This window comes from Dokdonia sp. Asnod3-C12 (assembly GCF_045063975.1).
GTDB lineage: Bacteria > Bacteroidota > Bacteroidia > Flavobacteriales > Flavobacteriaceae > Dokdonia.
On the sequence record NZ_JBEFNY010000003.1, the window covers coordinates 3,149,845 to 3,165,832 of the forward strand.

The following is a 15,988-nucleotide window of genomic DNA, read 5'->3' on the forward strand; positions in this document are numbered from 1 at the left end:
TATGAAAATTCTTGTTACTGGCGCTGCTGGATTTATAGGCTATCACCTTTGTAAACGCTTACTGAGCGAGGGTCACGCTGTGGTAGGCCTCGATAATATAAACGATTATTATGACCCACAACTCAAGTTTGATAGACTTAAAGAGCTGGGTGTAGTGAAGGAACAGGCAGAAAAGTGGAATACACTTTCTGCTAGTACTGTAGAAGACGACTTCTCATTTATTAGATTAAATCTTCAAGATAGAGCAGCGCTACCAAAACTGTTTAGCTCAAATTCCTTTGATCAAGTCTGTAATCTTGCAGCTCAAGCAGGAGTGCGATACTCTATAGAAAACCCAGAAGTGTATGTGGATACTAATATTGTGGGTTTCTTGAATATTTTGGAATGTTGTAGAGATTATAAAGTTTCAAAATTAGTTTATGCTAGTAGTAGCAGTGTTTACGGTAATAGTAAAGAGGTCCCTTTTACAGAAAAACAGTCTGTAGATGAGCCCATAAGTATTTATGCAGCGACTAAGAAATCTAATGAGTTAATGGCGCATACGTATAGTCATCTATTTAATATAGAGACTGTAGGATTACGATTTTTTACCGTTTACGGGCCTTGGGGAAGACCAGATATGGCGATGTTTTTATTTACAGATGCTATATTAAATAACAAACCTATTAAAGTCTTTAACGAAGGTAATCTCTCACGTGATTTTACATATATATCAGATATCATAGATGGTGTGATGACAGTAATTTCTAGTGCTTCGCAGTCTAAAAACCCAATTTATAATATTGGGAATAGTAAACCGGTAAGGTTGTTATATTTTATTTCGGCATTGGAATCAGAGCTAGGCCTAACTGCTACAAAGCAAATGATGCCTATGCAAGATGGAGATGTACACAGAACATGGGCAGATGTTTCCTCATTGCAAAAAGATTTTGGCTATGAGCCTTCAGTCTCTGTTGCAGAAGGGATAGCAGCTTTTGTAACATGGTACAAGTCTTATTATGTAAAGTCTTAAGTCCGCTTTCGCGAAAGCGTAAAGGAATACCACAACTACCTTATTATTCAAACCGCTATATTTGCGATTTGCCACAAATTAGACTAGAATGAAGATTAAAAATATTTGCTGTATAGGTGCAGGATATGTAGGAGGTCCTACCATGTCTGTAATAGCATTAAAGTGTCCAGATGTCAAAGTAACCGTTGTAGATCTGAATGAAAAACGTATTGCCGCTTGGAATGATGAAAACTTGGACAACTTACCAATTTATGAGCCAGGACTTGCCGAAGTAGTAGGAGAGGCTAGAGGAAGGAATTTATTTTTCTCAACAGAAGTAGATAAGGCAATAGATGAAGCAGATCTTATATTTATCTCTGTTAACACACCAACGAAGACCTATGGTGTAGGAAAAGGCATGGCTGCCGATCTTAAGTATATCGAACTATGTGCTCGCCAAATTGCTAGAGTAGCAACGTCTGATAAGATTGTAGTGGAAAAATCAACACTTCCCGTACGAACGGCGGAGGCACTTCAAAATATCTTACATAATACGGGTAATGGTGTGCGCTTTGATATTTTATCAAATCCTGAGTTTCTAGCAGAAGGAACTGCAATTCAAGATTTGTTAAATGCAGACCGTGTTTTAATAGGTGGAGAGTCTACACCAGAAGGAATAAAAGCAACAGATGCACTTGCAGAAATTTACGCAAAATGGTTGCCGGAAGAACGTATTTTGAGAACAAATGTATGGTCTTCAGAGCTTTCTAAGCTTACGGCAAATGCTTTCTTAGCACAGCGAGTATCTTCTATAAATGCCATGTCAGAACTATGTGAAGTTACTGGAGCAGATGTTCAAGAAGTTGCTAGAGCAATAGGTACAGACTCACGTATAGGTCCTAAATTTTTAAAGGCTTCTGTAGGTTTTGGAGGTTCTTGTTTTCAAAAAGACATTTTGAACCTTGTTTATATTGCCAAAACGTATGGGCTTGATGAAGTAGCCGATTACTGGGAGCAGGTAATTATTATGAATGATTATCAAAAAAGGCGATTTGCAGAAAAGATAGTAAAAACGCTGTTTAACACTGTTTCTGGTAAGAAGATTACATTGTTAGGATGGGCATTTAAAAAGGACACTAATGATACCCGAGAATCTGCGGCCATTTATGTAGCAGATTATTTACTCAATGAACAAGCAGAGGTTGTTATATACGACCCAAAAGTTTCTGAGGAAAAGATTCTAGCAGATTTAGATTATTTAAACTCTCGTTCTGAAGCAGAAAACAGGGCTTTAGTTACGGTGGTCACAGATCCTATGGAAGCTTGTGAGAATGCCCATGCTATTGCGATTATGACCGAGTGGGATGAGTTTGTAGGATATGACTGGCAGCAAATTTACAATCTGATGCAAAAGCCTGCTTTTGTTTTTGATGGAAGGGCATTGTTAAACGCAGAGTTTTTAAAAAATATAGGTTTTGATTATTACGCTGTAGGGAAAGGATAGTTGTTCAGTATGTTTTTACATTGTTGTTTGTTATACTAGCTAAAAAAGCGGCTTTTGAAAGATTAAATTTTAATTAGCAGATGAGAATCAAAGAAACTATATTTGCAACTAGTTCAAAATCACGAAAAACTTTTATTTTTTTATGCCAAAACTAACATACTTTGCTCATGAAACGGCAGTTATAGATGAAGGTTGCTCTATTGGTCTAGGAACAAAAATCTGGCATTTTTCTCATATAATGCCTGGCTGTGTTTTGGGGGATGACTGTAATATTGGTCAAAATGTTGTTATATCTCCTCAGGTTATATTAGGTAAGAATGTAAAAGTTCAAAATAATGTATCTATATATACAGGTGTGATTTGTGAAGATGATGTCTTTCTTGGGCCATCTATGGTTTTTACAAACGTAATCAATCCTCGTAGTGCAGTAAACCGCAAAGCAGAGTATGCTCAGACTAGAGTTAAAATTGGTGCCTCTATCGGTGCAAATGCAACGATAGTTTGTGGAAATGATATTGGGAAATTTGCATTTATTGGTGCAGGAGCAGTAGTCACAAAAGAAATACCAGATTACGCCTTAGTGGTAGGTAATCCCGCAAAACAAATAGGGTGGGTAAGTGAATATGGACATCGTTTAACTTTTGACGAAAATAATCTTGCTTTTTGTCCAGAGACACAACAAGAGTATAAAATAGTAAACAATACAGTACAAAGAATAGCATAAAATAGATATGAAGAATTTTGCATTAATCGGAGCAGCAGGATATATAGCTCCTAGACATATGAAAGCTATAAAAGATACAGGTAACAATCTAATAGCTGGATTAGATAATTTTGATAGCGTAGGTATAATAGATAGTTATTTTCCTAATGCGGACTTCTTTGTAGAGTTTGAACGTTTTGATAGACATATTTCTAAATTGAAATATGATAAAAATGTACAACTAGATTTTGTGAGTATTTGTACTCCTAATTACTTACACGACGCTCATATCCGGTTTGCATTGAGACAAGGTGCAGATGCAATTTGTGAAAAACCGTTAGTACTAAATCCTTGGAGCGTTGAATCATTAAAGAATATTCAAAAGGAAACAGGAAAAAAAATCTATAATATTCTTCAGTTAAGAGTACATCAGAGTATTATAGACTTGAAAGCAAAAATTGACAATGGTCCTAAAGATAAGATTTATGACGTAGATCTTACATATCTCACCTCAAGAGGTAATTGGTATTATACTTCATGGAAAGGCGATGAGTCTAAGTCAGGAGGAATAGCAACAAATATTGGAGTTCACTTTTTTGATATGTTATCATGGATTTTTGGAGGTGTTAAGCAAAATATAACCCATATTTATGAGCACGATAGAGCTTCTGGATATTTAGAACTTGAAAGAGCCCGTGTACGTTGGTTCTTATCGATAAATGAAGATGTTCTGCCTAAGGAAATAGTTGAAAAAGGACAACGAACATATAGGTCAATAACTATTGAGGGTGAAGAGCTTGAGTTTAGTGGTGGCTTTACAGACTTACATACTACAAGCTATAAAGAGATTTTAAAAGGCAATGGTTACGGAATAGAAGATGCTTCACAAGCTATAGATATTGTATACGACATACGTAACTCTAGCCCAGTAGGTCTTAAGGGAGAATATCACCCTTATGCAAAGAAGAGCTTAGCTATCCATCCTTTTAGAAAGAAATAGATAATGAAAGTAGTTACAATCATAGGAGCTAGACCTCAATTTATTAAATCTGGAGCGGTAAGTAGATCTTTTATAGAGTTTAATAATACTAGACCACCAGAAACTATTGATGAAGTAATAGTTCATACAGGACAGCATTACGATAGTAACATGAGTGATGTCTTTTTTGAGCAAATGGATATACCTAAGCCAGCATATCAATTAGATATCAATGGGTTAGGGCATGGTGCGATGACCGGGCAAATGCTTGAAGCTATTGAAAAAGTATTGCTTGAAGAAAAGCCTGATTGGGTAATGGTGTATGGCGATACAAATTCAACACTTGCTGGAGCTCTAGCGGCATCAAAGCTCCATATAAAAATTGCACACATTGAGGCTGGATTACGATCGTTTAATATGCGTATGCCGGAGGAGGTTAACCGTATTCTTACTGATAGAGTGAGTACTGTTTTGTTTTGCCCAACAGACTCGGCAGTACAAAATTTAGAGAATGAGGGTTATAATGATTTGGATATCGCTATTGTAAAAAATGGTGATGTGATGATGGATGCTAGTTTAATGTTTTCCGCTTTCGCGAAAGCGCCCAAAGAAAGTATACCGGCTGAATTTGTTTTAACAACAGTTCATAGAGCAGAAAACACAGATGATCCGGCTAGATTGAGGGCTATATTTAAAGCACTCAATACAATATCTAAAGATACTCCCGTAGTACTGCCATTGCATCCTCGAACCAAAAGTTTTATAGCGAAATATAATATTGAGATTGGTGAGCAACTGCATTGCATTGATCCTGTAGGCTATGTTGAGATGTTATATCTTCTTAAGAATTGTTCACTAGTCTTAACAGATAGTGGAGGACTTCAAAAGGAAGCATATTTTTTTGAAAAGTATTGTCTCACTCTAAGAGACGAGACAGAATGGGTAGAGCTTATAGATAATGGGTTCAATCAGCTAGTAGGAGCAAATTTTGATGTTATTATGAAAGCATTTAATGATGTCAATACTAAAAAGCCAGATTTCTCATTAGACCTTTATGGTAATGGTGAAGCTAGTAAAAAGATTATAGAAGGCCTTTTAAAGTATAAATAAAACAGTAGTTTAATATTAAGTAAATTATGACTAGATAATTTTTTAATATGAACAATACATCAGAATCAATGATAATATCTAAAAAGTTAATTTCTGTATTTGCAATTTGTTTTGTTCTTATCGCAACGACAAAATCTTATAGCCAAACAGTTGAAGATATTAATGCAATGCCATCTCAAGATGTTCAGAGTCTAATCTCTAAAGCTAAGGCAAGTGGTTATACACCTGAGCAGCTAAAGGCTTTAGCTCTATCTAAAGGACTATCTCAAGATCAAGTAAATGCTTTAGTAGGAAAGGTGGGTGAAAATCAAGCAGGAAATCAAAGTACTCCTGATAATCTTGCGATTACTCCCAATACTAATGTGGATACTTCATTAGACAATACGAGGGTGCCAAAAAAGTCAACATTATTTGGTTATGATTTTTTTAATAATCCAAATATTAGTTTTCAGCCTAATGTTAATCTTGCTACACCTGTAAATTATCAATTAGGTCCTGGTGATGGTCTTGTTATAAGTTTATGGGGAGCAGCAGAGAATACATATGATCTAGTAGTAAACAGAAATGGTAGCGTTAAAATACCTAATGTAGGTCAAGTATTGGTAAGCGGCCTAACTATGGAAGAAGCCAGTTCTAAAATAAAAAGTAAATTACTTAATGTTTATAGAGGCATATCCGCACCAAATAATAGTCCATATAAAATCTTCACAGACATTTCCTTGTCTAGTGTAAGAACAGTACAAGTAAATATTATAGGAGAGGTAGCGGTGCCTGGCACTTACTCTTTAAGTGCATTATCTACAGTTCTTAATGCGTTGTATGCAGTGGGAGGGCCTACTGATCAAGGTACTTTTAGAGAAATTAAATTAGTTCGTAACGGTGTTGAGATGCCTTTGTTTGATATATATGATTACTTGATTAATGGTAGTCAGGTAGGGAACGTTACTTTAAGAGATCAGGATGTAATTATTGTAAAACCCTATGTTTCTAAAATAAACATAGCAGGAAGTGTTAAACGTCCAGGGGTGTACGAAATAAAAAAATCAGAAAAGTTCTCCGATTTATTAAAATATGTAAGCGGTTTTACGTCTAATGCATTTAGAGAAATTATAAAACTAGAGAGAATACAAGGTGATAGAAAAGTACTTAAAGAAATAAGCTTAAATGATTTTAGAAATGAGCAACTCTTTGACGGAGACGTTATTACTGTTGGTTCTATCATCGATAAGGTAGAAAATCGAGTTACCATAAATGGAGCTGTTTATAGACCTGGAGATTATGAGTATACATCTAATATGTCCTTGCAAGAGTTGCTTAGTAAAGCAAGTGGTCTTAAGGAAACAGCCTATCTTGATAGAGTTGTTATTACAAGTAATATAGAAGGGCAAAATAGAACTTCTCAATCCTACTCATTAACGACAGATGGAGATATTTACTTGAAGGTAAATGACGTAGTCAATGTTTTTGACAAGAATAGCGTGCGTGAGCTAGGTACAATCACAATAGGAGGCGCAGTCAAAAATCCCAAAACAATATCTTATATAGAAGGAGTTAGTCTTGAAGAACTTGTTATTATGGCAGGTGGTTATGAAAAGGAGGCAGACGCGCGTGTTATTGATGTAACTAGAGAGGTTATAGATGACGACTATAAAACAGTTTCAGAAACATTTAAAATCTCGGCAGAGGGGGGATTAGATGTCAATACCAATACTACATTTGTATTTGAGCCTAATGATAAAATCACTGTACGCTATTTGAAAGGTTCTGGAGACAGAATTGCCGTTTCTGTTACAGGTGAAGTCCTTTATCCAGGAAGTTATGATGTAAGTTTAAAAAACGAGCGCATACTTGATCTTGTAAATAAAGCAGGAGGTCTCTCACCATATGCTTTTGAACAAGGAGGAAGCTTAGTGAGGAAAAATCCATATTACAAAGAAGTTATACAACAATTAACTTCAGATAATGTAAATGACAGTACTGCCACAAAAAATATAAATATTAACCTTAATAATCTAGAAGAGTATCGTGTGGGAATTGACTTTAAAAAACTCATGAACGACGGAGAAAACTCTAAATATAATATGGTGCTTAAAGATGGTGATCGATTAATTATACCATCTATAAAGCAAACTATAAAAGTAGAAGGAGAGGTGATGTTACCATCATTAGTGCGATATGACAAGTCTATCAGCTTTAAAGAATACATAAGTAAATCTGGAGGCTTTAATAGTAAAGCATTGAAACGAAAATCTTATGTGATATATGCAAATGGTGATATTAAAGCGACAAAGAATTTTCTGTTTTTTAAATCTTACCCATCCATTGAACCAGGAGCATTAGTTATAGTGCCAGCAAAGAAGGAACGTGCAGGAGGAATTAGTACTCAAGAAATCTTAGGTGTCACTACTGGTTTTGCAACTGTAGCTTTATTAATAGAAAGATTATTTTCCAATTAATATGAAAGAACAATTAGAAGAGTCTAGCGAGAATGATTATAAGATAGTATTAGGGTTTGTAAAAGGTTTTTTAGAGACAAAGAAATTTATAATCAGTTCAATCATTATATTTCTTATTATTGGAATTTTAGTGGTTTTCCTAACTCCAAAGAAATATAGTTCGCGTGTATTATTCATTACACAAGACGCAAGTAGTTCACAATCTGGAGGTTTAGGAGGTATAGCGTCCTTAATAAGTGGCGGTGGTATGAAAGCTACAGGTAATGGAGATATTCCAACATTTTTATACCCACAGATAATAGAGAGTTGGGAATTTAGAAAACAACTTTTTGATATTCCGTTAAAATTAAAATCAGAAGATTCACTAATAACTTTTGAAGAATATGCAATTAATAGAGAAAAATTATCCACAGGTCAAATAATAGCAAAGTACACCATAGGATTGCCTGGCTTAATTTTTGGAAAGAAAGAGTCTAAAACTGTTGCACCTATTAAGCGCATTGACTCATTAGAATATATTACGAGTAATGATAACAAAGTACTTCAATCTTTGAGGGATAAAATATCTTTTAGTATAAATAAAGAGGATGGTACTTTAGAGATTAAAACAGTTTTAAAAGAGGAACCTGTCGCTGCTGCTCAGCTAGCGCAGCAAGTACAATTGCGTTTACAACAAGAAATAATTAGGTATAGAATAGCAAAAGCTAAGGAGAAGTTTGAATTTATTGAAAATCAATATCAAGAGACTAAACAAGAATATAAGGACGCCCAAATTAGACTTGCAAGTTACACTGACCGTAATAGATTTAATGCTACCGAGTCTTCTCTTATAAGAAAAAGACAACTCGAAAATGAAGCAACCTTGCTTTACACTTTATATTCAGATTTAGAGCAACAAAGAATAAACCAAAGCTTAAAGATTAAGGAGGATACACCTAATTTTACTGTAATTAATCCTGCAACAGTACCATTAGGAGCTGAAAACAGTAATGCACTTACAACTATAATTATATACGCCTTCATAGGCTTTATCGTGGCTATATTACGATACGTATATATTGTTACTAGAGATTATGTAAAAAGTTTGTGGGTCGAAGTTTAAATTAATTTCCAAATTAAAATTTGACGTGTATACATCGAAAGATGTTTTTATATAATTTATTAAAATACACATATAAGAAATATCAGTTTATGCAAAATATATTAAGCTTAATAGGTAGAGATAAAGCACTATTTAAAGAAGACATAAATAATGCAGAAGACTCTTTAAGAAAGGAGATTTCAAAATCTAGTTTTTTAGTAATAGGAGGTGCAGGATCAATAGGGCAGGCAGTCACAAAAGAGATTTTTAAAAGAAATCCTAAAAAGTTACATGTTGTAGACCTTAGTGAAAATAATCTAACAGAATTAGTAAGAGATCTTCGTAGTTCTTATGGTTACATTGATGGAGATTTTAAAACCTTTACTATAGATGTGGGTTCTCCAATTTATGATGCCTTTTTCAAGTCTGATGGCAAGTACGACTATATTCTAAATTTATCAGCTCTTAAGCATGTAAGAAGTGAAAAAGATCCTTTCACACTTATGCGCATGATAGATGTGAATGTCTTTAATACTGATAAAACAATTGAACAAGCAATAGCTTCTAAGTGTACAAAAAAATATTTTTGCGTTTCGACTGATAAGGCAGCAAATCCAGTAAATATGATGGGTGCTTCAAAGCGTATCATGGAAATGTTTTTAATGAGGCGTAGTAAAGAAATCAAAATATCTACAGCTCGTTTTGCTAATGTTGCATTTTCTGATGGATCATTGTTGCACGGATTTAACCAAAGAATTTTAAAACAACAACCTATTGTAGCTCCTAATGATATTAAACGTTACTTTGTTACGCCTCAAGAGTCGGGCGAGCTGTGTTTAATGTCTACAATTTTCGGTGATAATAGAGATATCTATTTTCCTAAATTGAGTGAGAAGTTAGATTTAATTTCGTTTGCTGATATAGCTGTAAAATATCTTGAAAACTTAGGTTACGAGCCTTATCTATGTAAAGATGAAGATGAAGCTAGAGAATTAATGAGCACATTACCTCAAGAAAAAAAGTGGCCTTGTTTATTCACCAAAAGTGACACTACTGGAGAGAAAGATTTTGAAGAGTTCTTTACAGAAAATGAAACTATTGATTTAGAAAAGTTTGAAAACCTCGGGGTTATTAAAAATGAGTTACATATAGAGACAGACAAACTAACTTATTTTGAAAGCGTTATTGCTTCAATGAAAAGTGAGGGAGTCTGGACTAAAAGTCCGATTGTTGATTTATTTAATAAAATGATTCCAAATTTTAATCATAAGGAAAAAGGTAAGTACCTTGATTCTAAAATGTAAAATTCTAATATAATATGGATTATAAAATACCTTTATTCGATTTAAATTTTGACGAAAAGGAAGAGCAGGCTGTACTAGAGACAATTCAATCAAAATGGATTTCAACTGGACCAAAATCTCTTGCATTTGAATCAAAATTTGCTGAGATGTTACATGCAAAACATGCTATTTCTCTTGCAAATTGTACTGTAGCATTGCACCTAGCAATGAAATTATTAGATATTAATGAGGGAGATGAAGTTATCTGTCCTTCTTTAACATTTGTAGCTACTTGTAATGCGATACGTTATGTTAAGGCTACTCCAGTATTTGCAGATGTAGTAAGTACTTCAGATCTCACTATTGATCCTAAAGATATAGAAAGAAAAATTACATCAAAAACTAAAGCTATTATCGTAATGCATTTTGGTGGTTTTGCATGTAATATGGATGAGATTATGGCGCTTTCGCGAAAGCATAATCTTAAAGTAATAGAAGATGCTTGTCATGCACCATTATCAGAATATAAAGGAAAAAAACTAGGTACAATAGGCGATTTAGGTTGTTACAGTTTTTTCTCAAATAAGAATATAAGTACAGGTGAAGGTGGTATGCTTATTACTAATAACGAAAGTTATTATGAAAGAGCAAAACTATTACGTTCGCATGGTATGACCTCAATGTCTTATGAGCGCGCTAAGGGACACTCAACAACATATGATGTAGTGGATAATGGTTTTAATTATAGAATGGATGACATTAGAGCATCTATTGGACTTGTGCAGTTAGATAAGATTCAAGATGATCTCAACAAGAGGGCAGAGAATAGAAAAAGTTATCTCAATTCTTTAAAAAACATAAAAGGAATTACAATTCCTTTCGAAAAGAGATCTGATTTTTCTTCTAATTATATTTTCACTTTTGTATTAGATAATTCTACATATGAAAAAAGAGATAAAATTAGGGAGCTTTTATCTCAAGAGGGTATACAGACTAGTGTACACTATCCGGCAGTTCATAGATTTTCTATTTATGAAGATTATGCTACTCCATTGGAAATCACTGAGTACATAGCTGATAATTTAATTACATTACCAATGTATTCTAAATTAGAAAAATCTCAGATTGAGTTTATTGCACAAACACTAGAAGACATTTTACAGGCAAATTAATATAATTAAGCTAATGTGATGATTATGTTAATTCATATTCACCCTAGCATTCTTTAAGAGATTAATTTATGATTGAATATAGAAAAGTAGTACTTGAAGAAATAGATGCTATTATAAAATCTTGTTCGAGAAGTCATTTCGAATATCAAGAGCATCGTTCTTTAAGTATTGAACAGCTTTCTAAGTATGCAAAAAATAGCTTAGATAGTCTTATTGCAAAATCAAGTACTTTAGCTTATTCTGCTCATGATAATGATGTTTTACTAGGAATTATATTTGCTTCAAAAAATGAATTCGATAGTGAAATGTTTGATCTTTGTTGTTATCAGATATCAAAATTATTTATATTTTCTGAGGATGCTTCACATATAAATGAAATAAGTACTGGACTTCTGGATAAACTAGAAACAGAACTTAGAGATACTTATGACGAAGTTCATGTATCCATGGGTTTAAATAATAATATCCAAAATATGGATGTTATTTTCAATACACTAACAGCAAGTAATTATCACTATCTACACACTCTTTTAACATTTAGTAGCAGTAAAATTGAAAATACCAATCTAATAGTAGAACCTAATAATAATGTGATCATTAGAGAGGCTACTGACAATGATGCATTACAAGTTGCAAGTCTTGCAAAGAAGTCATTTAAGTTTAGTCGTTTTCATCTCGATCCTTTCTTAGATAATATAAAGTCAAGTATTTTATTAGAAAATTCTGCTAAGAATTCTATATTAAACGGCTTTGTAGATGTCATGTACGTGGCTGAAATTGATTCTAAAGTTGTAGGTTACTATAGTTGTAAAAAGAGCTTTATAAAAGAATTTGATAAAACAATAGCAACTATTGGCGTTTCGGCAGTTGATTCAGATTATAGAGGTTTAGGTATTTTTGGAACTCTTGATAATCATATAGCATCATGGTGTGGTGAGAATGCTGATTTTGCTGAGATGGGAACCTATTTGGCAAATTATCCAATACATAAAACGTGGATAAATAAAGGTTTTAAGCTTATAAGAGGTACGCATCAATTTTCAAAACTGCTTAATAAAAGCACACCTAAAAAGTAATTCAATAAATGGATAAATCTATTTCAAATCTATCATTATTACAAAGTGAATCCATCTTATTCGCACTTAAGCGCATGGATGATGTAGGCAATAAACTACTGATAGTTGTAGAGGATGGTTTATATCTTGGTCTTATATCAATAGGTGATATTCAAAGAGCAATTATAAGAAATGTTGATTTAAATGAGTCTATCTCAACTATTATGAGAAACGACTACGTTGTATCAAAAACTACAGATTCGATTGAGGATATTAAGGAGTTAATGCTGAGGATACGTTCAGAATTTATGCCTGTAGTGGACAGCAGTGGAAACATTGTGAAAATTCATTTTTGGGAAGAACTTTTTAATTCTAAAGAAAGTAAACCTTTGAAGGATTTTAAACTTCCTGTTATTATTATGGCGGGTGGTTTTGGTACTAGATTAAGGCCGTTAACACATGTGATCCCAAAGCCGTTGATTCCTATTGGAAAGAAAACAATGCTTGAGGAAATATTTGACAGATTTGGAAAATACGGATGTGATGAGTTTCATATTTCTGTAAATTACAAAGCAGATCTTATTAAATATTATATTGAAAGTCAAAAATTGCCTTATAATGTATCCTATTTTGAAGAGGATAAGCCTATGGGAACTGCTGGAAGTTTGAGTCTTCTTAAGGATAAAATTGATTCTACTTTTTTTGTAAGCAACTGTGATATTTTAATAGACCAAGATTATTCAGAAATTCTTGAGTATCATAAGCAAAATAGGAATGAAATAACGATAGTTGCAGCTTTAAAGCATTATCCTATTGCTTACGGAACTATTGAAACAGGGGAGGATGGTCTTTTAGAAGATATAACAGAAAAGCCAGAACTTACTTTTAAGATTAATAGTGGTATGTATATTCTAGAGCCACATCTTATAGATGAAATTCCTACCGATGACTTTTTTCACATTACTCATTTAATAGAAAATTTAAGATTACAAGGACGTAAAGTAGGTGTTTTTCCAATTTCTCAAAACAGTTGGACTGATATTGGTACTTGGGACGAGTATATGCAAGTACTAGGCAAGTAATAAGAGATATGAAAATATTAATATTACATCAATTTGTAAATCATAACACGCTTGTTAATACGCTATGTAAGAAGCTCAATGCAACCGAACTTAAAGTTGATAGTTTTAATATATCAACTTGGGAATACGTTAGTTCTGGATGTGATTTGCCATTTTTTTTAAGGGTTTTAAAGGTGCTATTATTTGATTATAGACTCAAACTCCTTGTTGTTCAAAAAGCTCCTTTTTTATTAAATGGAATGCTGAGAAAATATGATATAGTTGATATTCATTTCTTTGGGACGTTCTATTATAACACGATAGATTTATTGAAAAAATTAGGTGGTAAAGTAAAGATAACTATATGGGGATCTGATTTCTACAGAGCTTCAGATATTATTAAGGAGAAGCAGCGTGACTACTATAAAAAAATAGATTGTATTCAAATAGGAACAGATGCAATGAAAGATGACTTTGTTGCATATTATAAAGATTTTGATGATAAGATTCAATTAGCTCATTTTGGAATTACCCAATTTGATTTAATAGACAAGATTGCTGGAGCAGAAAATATAGAAGATATTAAGTTTAAACTAAAATTACCTATCGATAAGAGAGTGGTAACTTGTGGATATAATGGATCTGCTGGACAACAACACCTTGCTATTTTAGATGCTGTTTTAAAGTTAGATAATGCTTTAAAAGAAGAAATTTTCTTGTTATTACCAATGACGTATGGAGTGACGGAAGAAATCTTGGATAAAGTGCGAGACCAATTAAATGTATCAGGGATAGAATATTTAATTTTAACTGAAGATTTGACTTCAGAAGATGTTTCTAGATTGAGACTTGCTACGGACATAGCAATTAATATTCAGATAACTGATGCCTTTTCTGCATCTATTCAAGAGCACCTATATGCCCAAAATATAGTGATTGTAGGTGAATGGTTACCTTATAATAAACTTGAAGAAAATGGTGTTTATTATTTCAAATCATCCCTAGATAACTTGACTTTACATATAGAAGAGGCTATTACAAATTATGCAGTTATCAAGGAAAACAGCCTAGTAAATAAGGAAAAAATGCACCAATTATCATCCTGGGATGTAGTAACTAGAGATTGGGTTAATCTCTACTCATCTTTAGTGTAATGGATATCAAAAAAATAGCCGCATCTGGCGTTAAGTGGACAACGTTATCATCTGTAGTATCGAGTATCGTTAAGCTTGCTCAAGTAGCAATATTAACGAGATACCTAACCAAAGCTGATTTTGGTATTATTGCGATTGCCATTCTTTTTATAAGTTTTACTCGTATATTTTTAGATATGGGCCTGTCTACGGCTATAATGCACAAACAGCAGATATCTAAAAACGAATACTCATCACTCTTTTGGCTCAATGTTTTTACAGGAATTATACTGTCTGTATTATTAATGCTCTGTGCTCCATTAGTATCTATGTACTATGAGGAGGAGATTTTAACACCTATTATACAGCTATTAAGCCTAAATATTTTCTTTTCATCTATAGGTAGACAAAGTAAGACCATTAGACATAAACAGATGAATTTCAAGTTTATGTCCATAGTTGATAATAGTGTATCTATTCTTACACTTGTGCTAGTTGTCGTTTTAGCAATGAATGGATATGGAGTATATTCTTTAGTGTATTCAACCATGTTTGAGATTATACTTTCTAATATTATTTATTTAGTACACGGCATTTATACAGATAAGAATATTTCAACTCATTTTAGTTTTGCAGAAACTAAAACTTATTTAAATATTGGAGTCTATCAACTAGGCTCATCAATACTTGACTACTTTGCTAGAGAAATAGATGTATTTTTAATTAGTACAGCATTTGGTAAAGAAACATTGGGTGCGTATAGTTTGTGTAAACGTATAGTGCAAATGCTTTATGCTATTATATCTCCGATTTTATTAAAAGTTGCAACACCTATATTAGCTACGCTACAAGACTCAAAAGAAAATATGTCTAAGGCGTTTATAAAAATGCTTAACATAGTTTCACTAATCAATTTTCCAATCTTTACACTTGTAGCATTACTCTCACCGTTGATTTTAAAGATTGTTTACGGAGATAGTTATGTGGAGTATAGCTTCATTCTCACATTGCTTGCAGGTGTTTATGCAATTACGGCTGCAGCAGGTTCTGTATCATCTGTACAGATTGCTCTTGGAAGAACAGATATAGGTCTCTATTGGACTATTTATAGGATTATAGCAAACGCCATTGTATTATACGTAGGTTCTTTATTTTCTCCAACTATAATGGTAGCATTATTACTCGTAAGCACCATTGTCAATTTATGGCCTTTTTGGAGAATTCAAGTGAAGGCTATGTTATCCATAAGCTTTTTTAATTTTTTAAGACCTATGCTTTTTCCATCCATTTTGTCTTCAGTACTCTTAGTAGTATTCTATGGATTTATAGATAGTGAGCATATTATAAAGGCTATCATTATAACATTTATATTTGTTCTAGTTTATCTAGTGGGGGTGTATAAGTTTAAAGAGGAATATATTCCTAGAGCTTTTAAAATTAATAATTTACTTAGAAAATAG

Annotated in this window: 13 protein-coding genes; all 13 read left to right on the forward strand. The window is 33.1% G+C overall.

Translation table 11 applies throughout. The features are described 5' to 3' along the window. The first annotated feature begins 1 nt into the window (after position 1). The 13 genes from ACJJVW_RS14235 to ACJJVW_RS14295 all read left to right on the forward strand — a co-directional run bounded on the left by ACJJVW_RS14235 (position 2) and on the right by ACJJVW_RS14295 (position 15,988). Positions 2 to 1,012, forward strand: a complete 1,011-nt coding sequence (locus tag ACJJVW_RS14235) for an NAD-dependent epimerase (RefSeq protein ID WP_405252721.1) — start codon at positions 2 to 4, stop codon at positions 1,010 to 1,012. Positions 1,013 to 1,100: 88 nt separating this feature from the next. Beyond that, positions 1,101 to 2,495 carry a UDP-glucose 6-dehydrogenase gene (locus tag ACJJVW_RS14240; protein ID WP_405252723.1) on the forward strand — a complete coding sequence of 465 codons (1,395 nt, stop codon included), beginning with the start codon at positions 1,101 to 1,103 and terminating at the stop codon, positions 2,493 to 2,495. Between the two features lie 142 nt (positions 2,496 to 2,637). Next, positions 2,638 to 3,219 carry an acyltransferase gene (locus ACJJVW_RS14245; RefSeq protein ID WP_298324791.1) on the forward strand — a complete coding sequence of 194 codons (582 nt, stop codon included), beginning with the start codon at positions 2,638 to 2,640 and terminating at the stop codon, positions 3,217 to 3,219. 7 nt (positions 3,220 to 3,226) lie between these two features. Then, positions 3,227 to 4,198: a Gfo/Idh/MocA family protein gene (locus tag ACJJVW_RS14250; RefSeq protein ID WP_298324793.1), complete on the forward strand. Its 972-nt coding sequence runs from the start codon at positions 3,227 to 3,229 to the stop codon at positions 4,196 to 4,198. A gap of 3 nt (positions 4,199 to 4,201) precedes the next feature. Further along, complete coding sequence (gene wecB / locus ACJJVW_RS14255; protein WP_405252725.1) at positions 4,202 to 5,287, forward strand: non-hydrolyzing UDP-N-acetylglucosamine 2-epimerase; 1,086 nt, start codon at positions 4,202 to 4,204, stop codon at positions 5,285 to 5,287. Positions 5,288 to 5,334: 47 nt separating this feature from the next. Next, on the forward strand, positions 5,335 to 7,743 hold the full coding sequence (locus ACJJVW_RS14260) for an SLBB domain-containing protein (RefSeq protein ID WP_405252727.1): 2,409 nt from the start codon (positions 5,335 to 5,337) through the stop codon (positions 7,741 to 7,743). A 1-nt stretch (position 7,744) separates the two neighbouring features. After that, the gene (locus ACJJVW_RS14265; RefSeq protein ID WP_405252729.1) at positions 7,745 to 8,845 is read left to right on the forward strand and encodes a hypothetical protein; all 1,101 of its coding nucleotides are present in this window, start codon (positions 7,745 to 7,747) and stop codon (positions 8,843 to 8,845) included. 89 nt (positions 8,846 to 8,934) lie between these two features. After that, positions 8,935 to 10,128: a UDP-N-acetylglucosamine 4,6-dehydratase gene (locus ACJJVW_RS14270; RefSeq protein WP_298324804.1), complete on the forward strand. Its 1,194-nt coding sequence runs from the start codon at positions 8,935 to 8,937 to the stop codon at positions 10,126 to 10,128. Between the two features lie 14 nt (positions 10,129 to 10,142). Continuing rightward, on the forward strand, positions 10,143 to 11,279 hold the full coding sequence (locus ACJJVW_RS14275) for a DegT/DnrJ/EryC1/StrS aminotransferase family protein (protein ID WP_298324807.1): 1,137 nt from the start codon (positions 10,143 to 10,145) through the stop codon (positions 11,277 to 11,279). A gap of 68 nt (positions 11,280 to 11,347) precedes the next feature. After that, positions 11,348 to 12,355, forward strand: a complete 1,008-nt coding sequence (locus ACJJVW_RS14280) for a hypothetical protein (protein WP_405252731.1) — start codon at positions 11,348 to 11,350, stop codon at positions 12,353 to 12,355. 74 nt (positions 12,356 to 12,429) lie between these two features. Next, positions 12,430 to 13,416, forward strand: coding sequence for a nucleotidyltransferase family protein (locus tag ACJJVW_RS14285; RefSeq protein ID WP_405252733.1), 987 nt, complete (start codon positions 12,430 to 12,432; stop codon positions 13,414 to 13,416). 8 nt (positions 13,417 to 13,424) lie between these two features. Beyond that, on the forward strand, positions 13,425 to 14,549 hold the full coding sequence (locus ACJJVW_RS14290; protein WP_405252735.1) for a hypothetical protein: 1,125 nt from the start codon (positions 13,425 to 13,427) through the stop codon (positions 14,547 to 14,549). After that, positions 14,549 to 15,988 (forward strand): MOP flippase family protein, encoded by a 1,440-nt coding sequence (locus tag ACJJVW_RS14295; RefSeq protein ID WP_405252737.1) that lies wholly within the window; start codon positions 14,549 to 14,551, stop codon positions 15,986 to 15,988. The genes ACJJVW_RS14290 and ACJJVW_RS14295 overlap by 1 nt, the downstream gene beginning before the upstream one ends.

Excerpts from the sequence above, each read along its gene's own strand:
- ACJJVW_RS14235 (WP_405252721.1), top strand. The coding sequence starts at position 2 with ATGAAAATTCTTGTTACTGGCGCTGCTGGATTTATAGGCTATCACCTT.
- ACJJVW_RS14240 (WP_405252723.1), top strand. The coding sequence starts at position 1,101 with ATGAAGATTAAAAATATTTGCTGTATAGGTGCAGGATATGTAGGAGGT.
- ACJJVW_RS14245 (WP_298324791.1), top strand. The coding sequence starts at position 2,638 with ATGCCAAAACTAACATACTTTGCTCATGAAACGGCAGTTATAGATGAA.
- ACJJVW_RS14250 (WP_298324793.1), top strand. The coding sequence starts at position 3,227 with ATGAAGAATTTTGCATTAATCGGAGCAGCAGGATATATAGCTCCTAGA.
- wecB (WP_405252725.1), top strand. The coding sequence starts at position 4,202 with ATGAAAGTAGTTACAATCATAGGAGCTAGACCTCAATTTATTAAATCT.
- ACJJVW_RS14260 (WP_405252727.1), top strand. The coding sequence starts at position 5,335 with ATGAACAATACATCAGAATCAATGATAATATCTAAAAAGTTAATTTCT.
- ACJJVW_RS14265 (WP_405252729.1), top strand. The coding sequence starts at position 7,745 with ATGAAAGAACAATTAGAAGAGTCTAGCGAGAATGATTATAAGATAGTA.
- ACJJVW_RS14270 (WP_298324804.1), top strand. The coding sequence starts at position 8,935 with ATGCAAAATATATTAAGCTTAATAGGTAGAGATAAAGCACTATTTAAA.
- ACJJVW_RS14275 (WP_298324807.1), top strand. The coding sequence starts at position 10,143 with ATGGATTATAAAATACCTTTATTCGATTTAAATTTTGACGAAAAGGAA.
- ACJJVW_RS14280 (WP_405252731.1), top strand. The coding sequence starts at position 11,348 with ATGATTGAATATAGAAAAGTAGTACTTGAAGAAATAGATGCTATTATA.
- ACJJVW_RS14285 (WP_405252733.1), top strand. The coding sequence starts at position 12,430 with ATGGATGATGTAGGCAATAAACTACTGATAGTTGTAGAGGATGGTTTA.
- ACJJVW_RS14290 (WP_405252735.1), top strand. The coding sequence starts at position 13,425 with ATGAAAATATTAATATTACATCAATTTGTAAATCATAACACGCTTGTT.
- ACJJVW_RS14295 (WP_405252737.1), top strand. The coding sequence starts at position 14,549 with ATGGATATCAAAAAAATAGCCGCATCTGGCGTTAAGTGGACAACGTTA.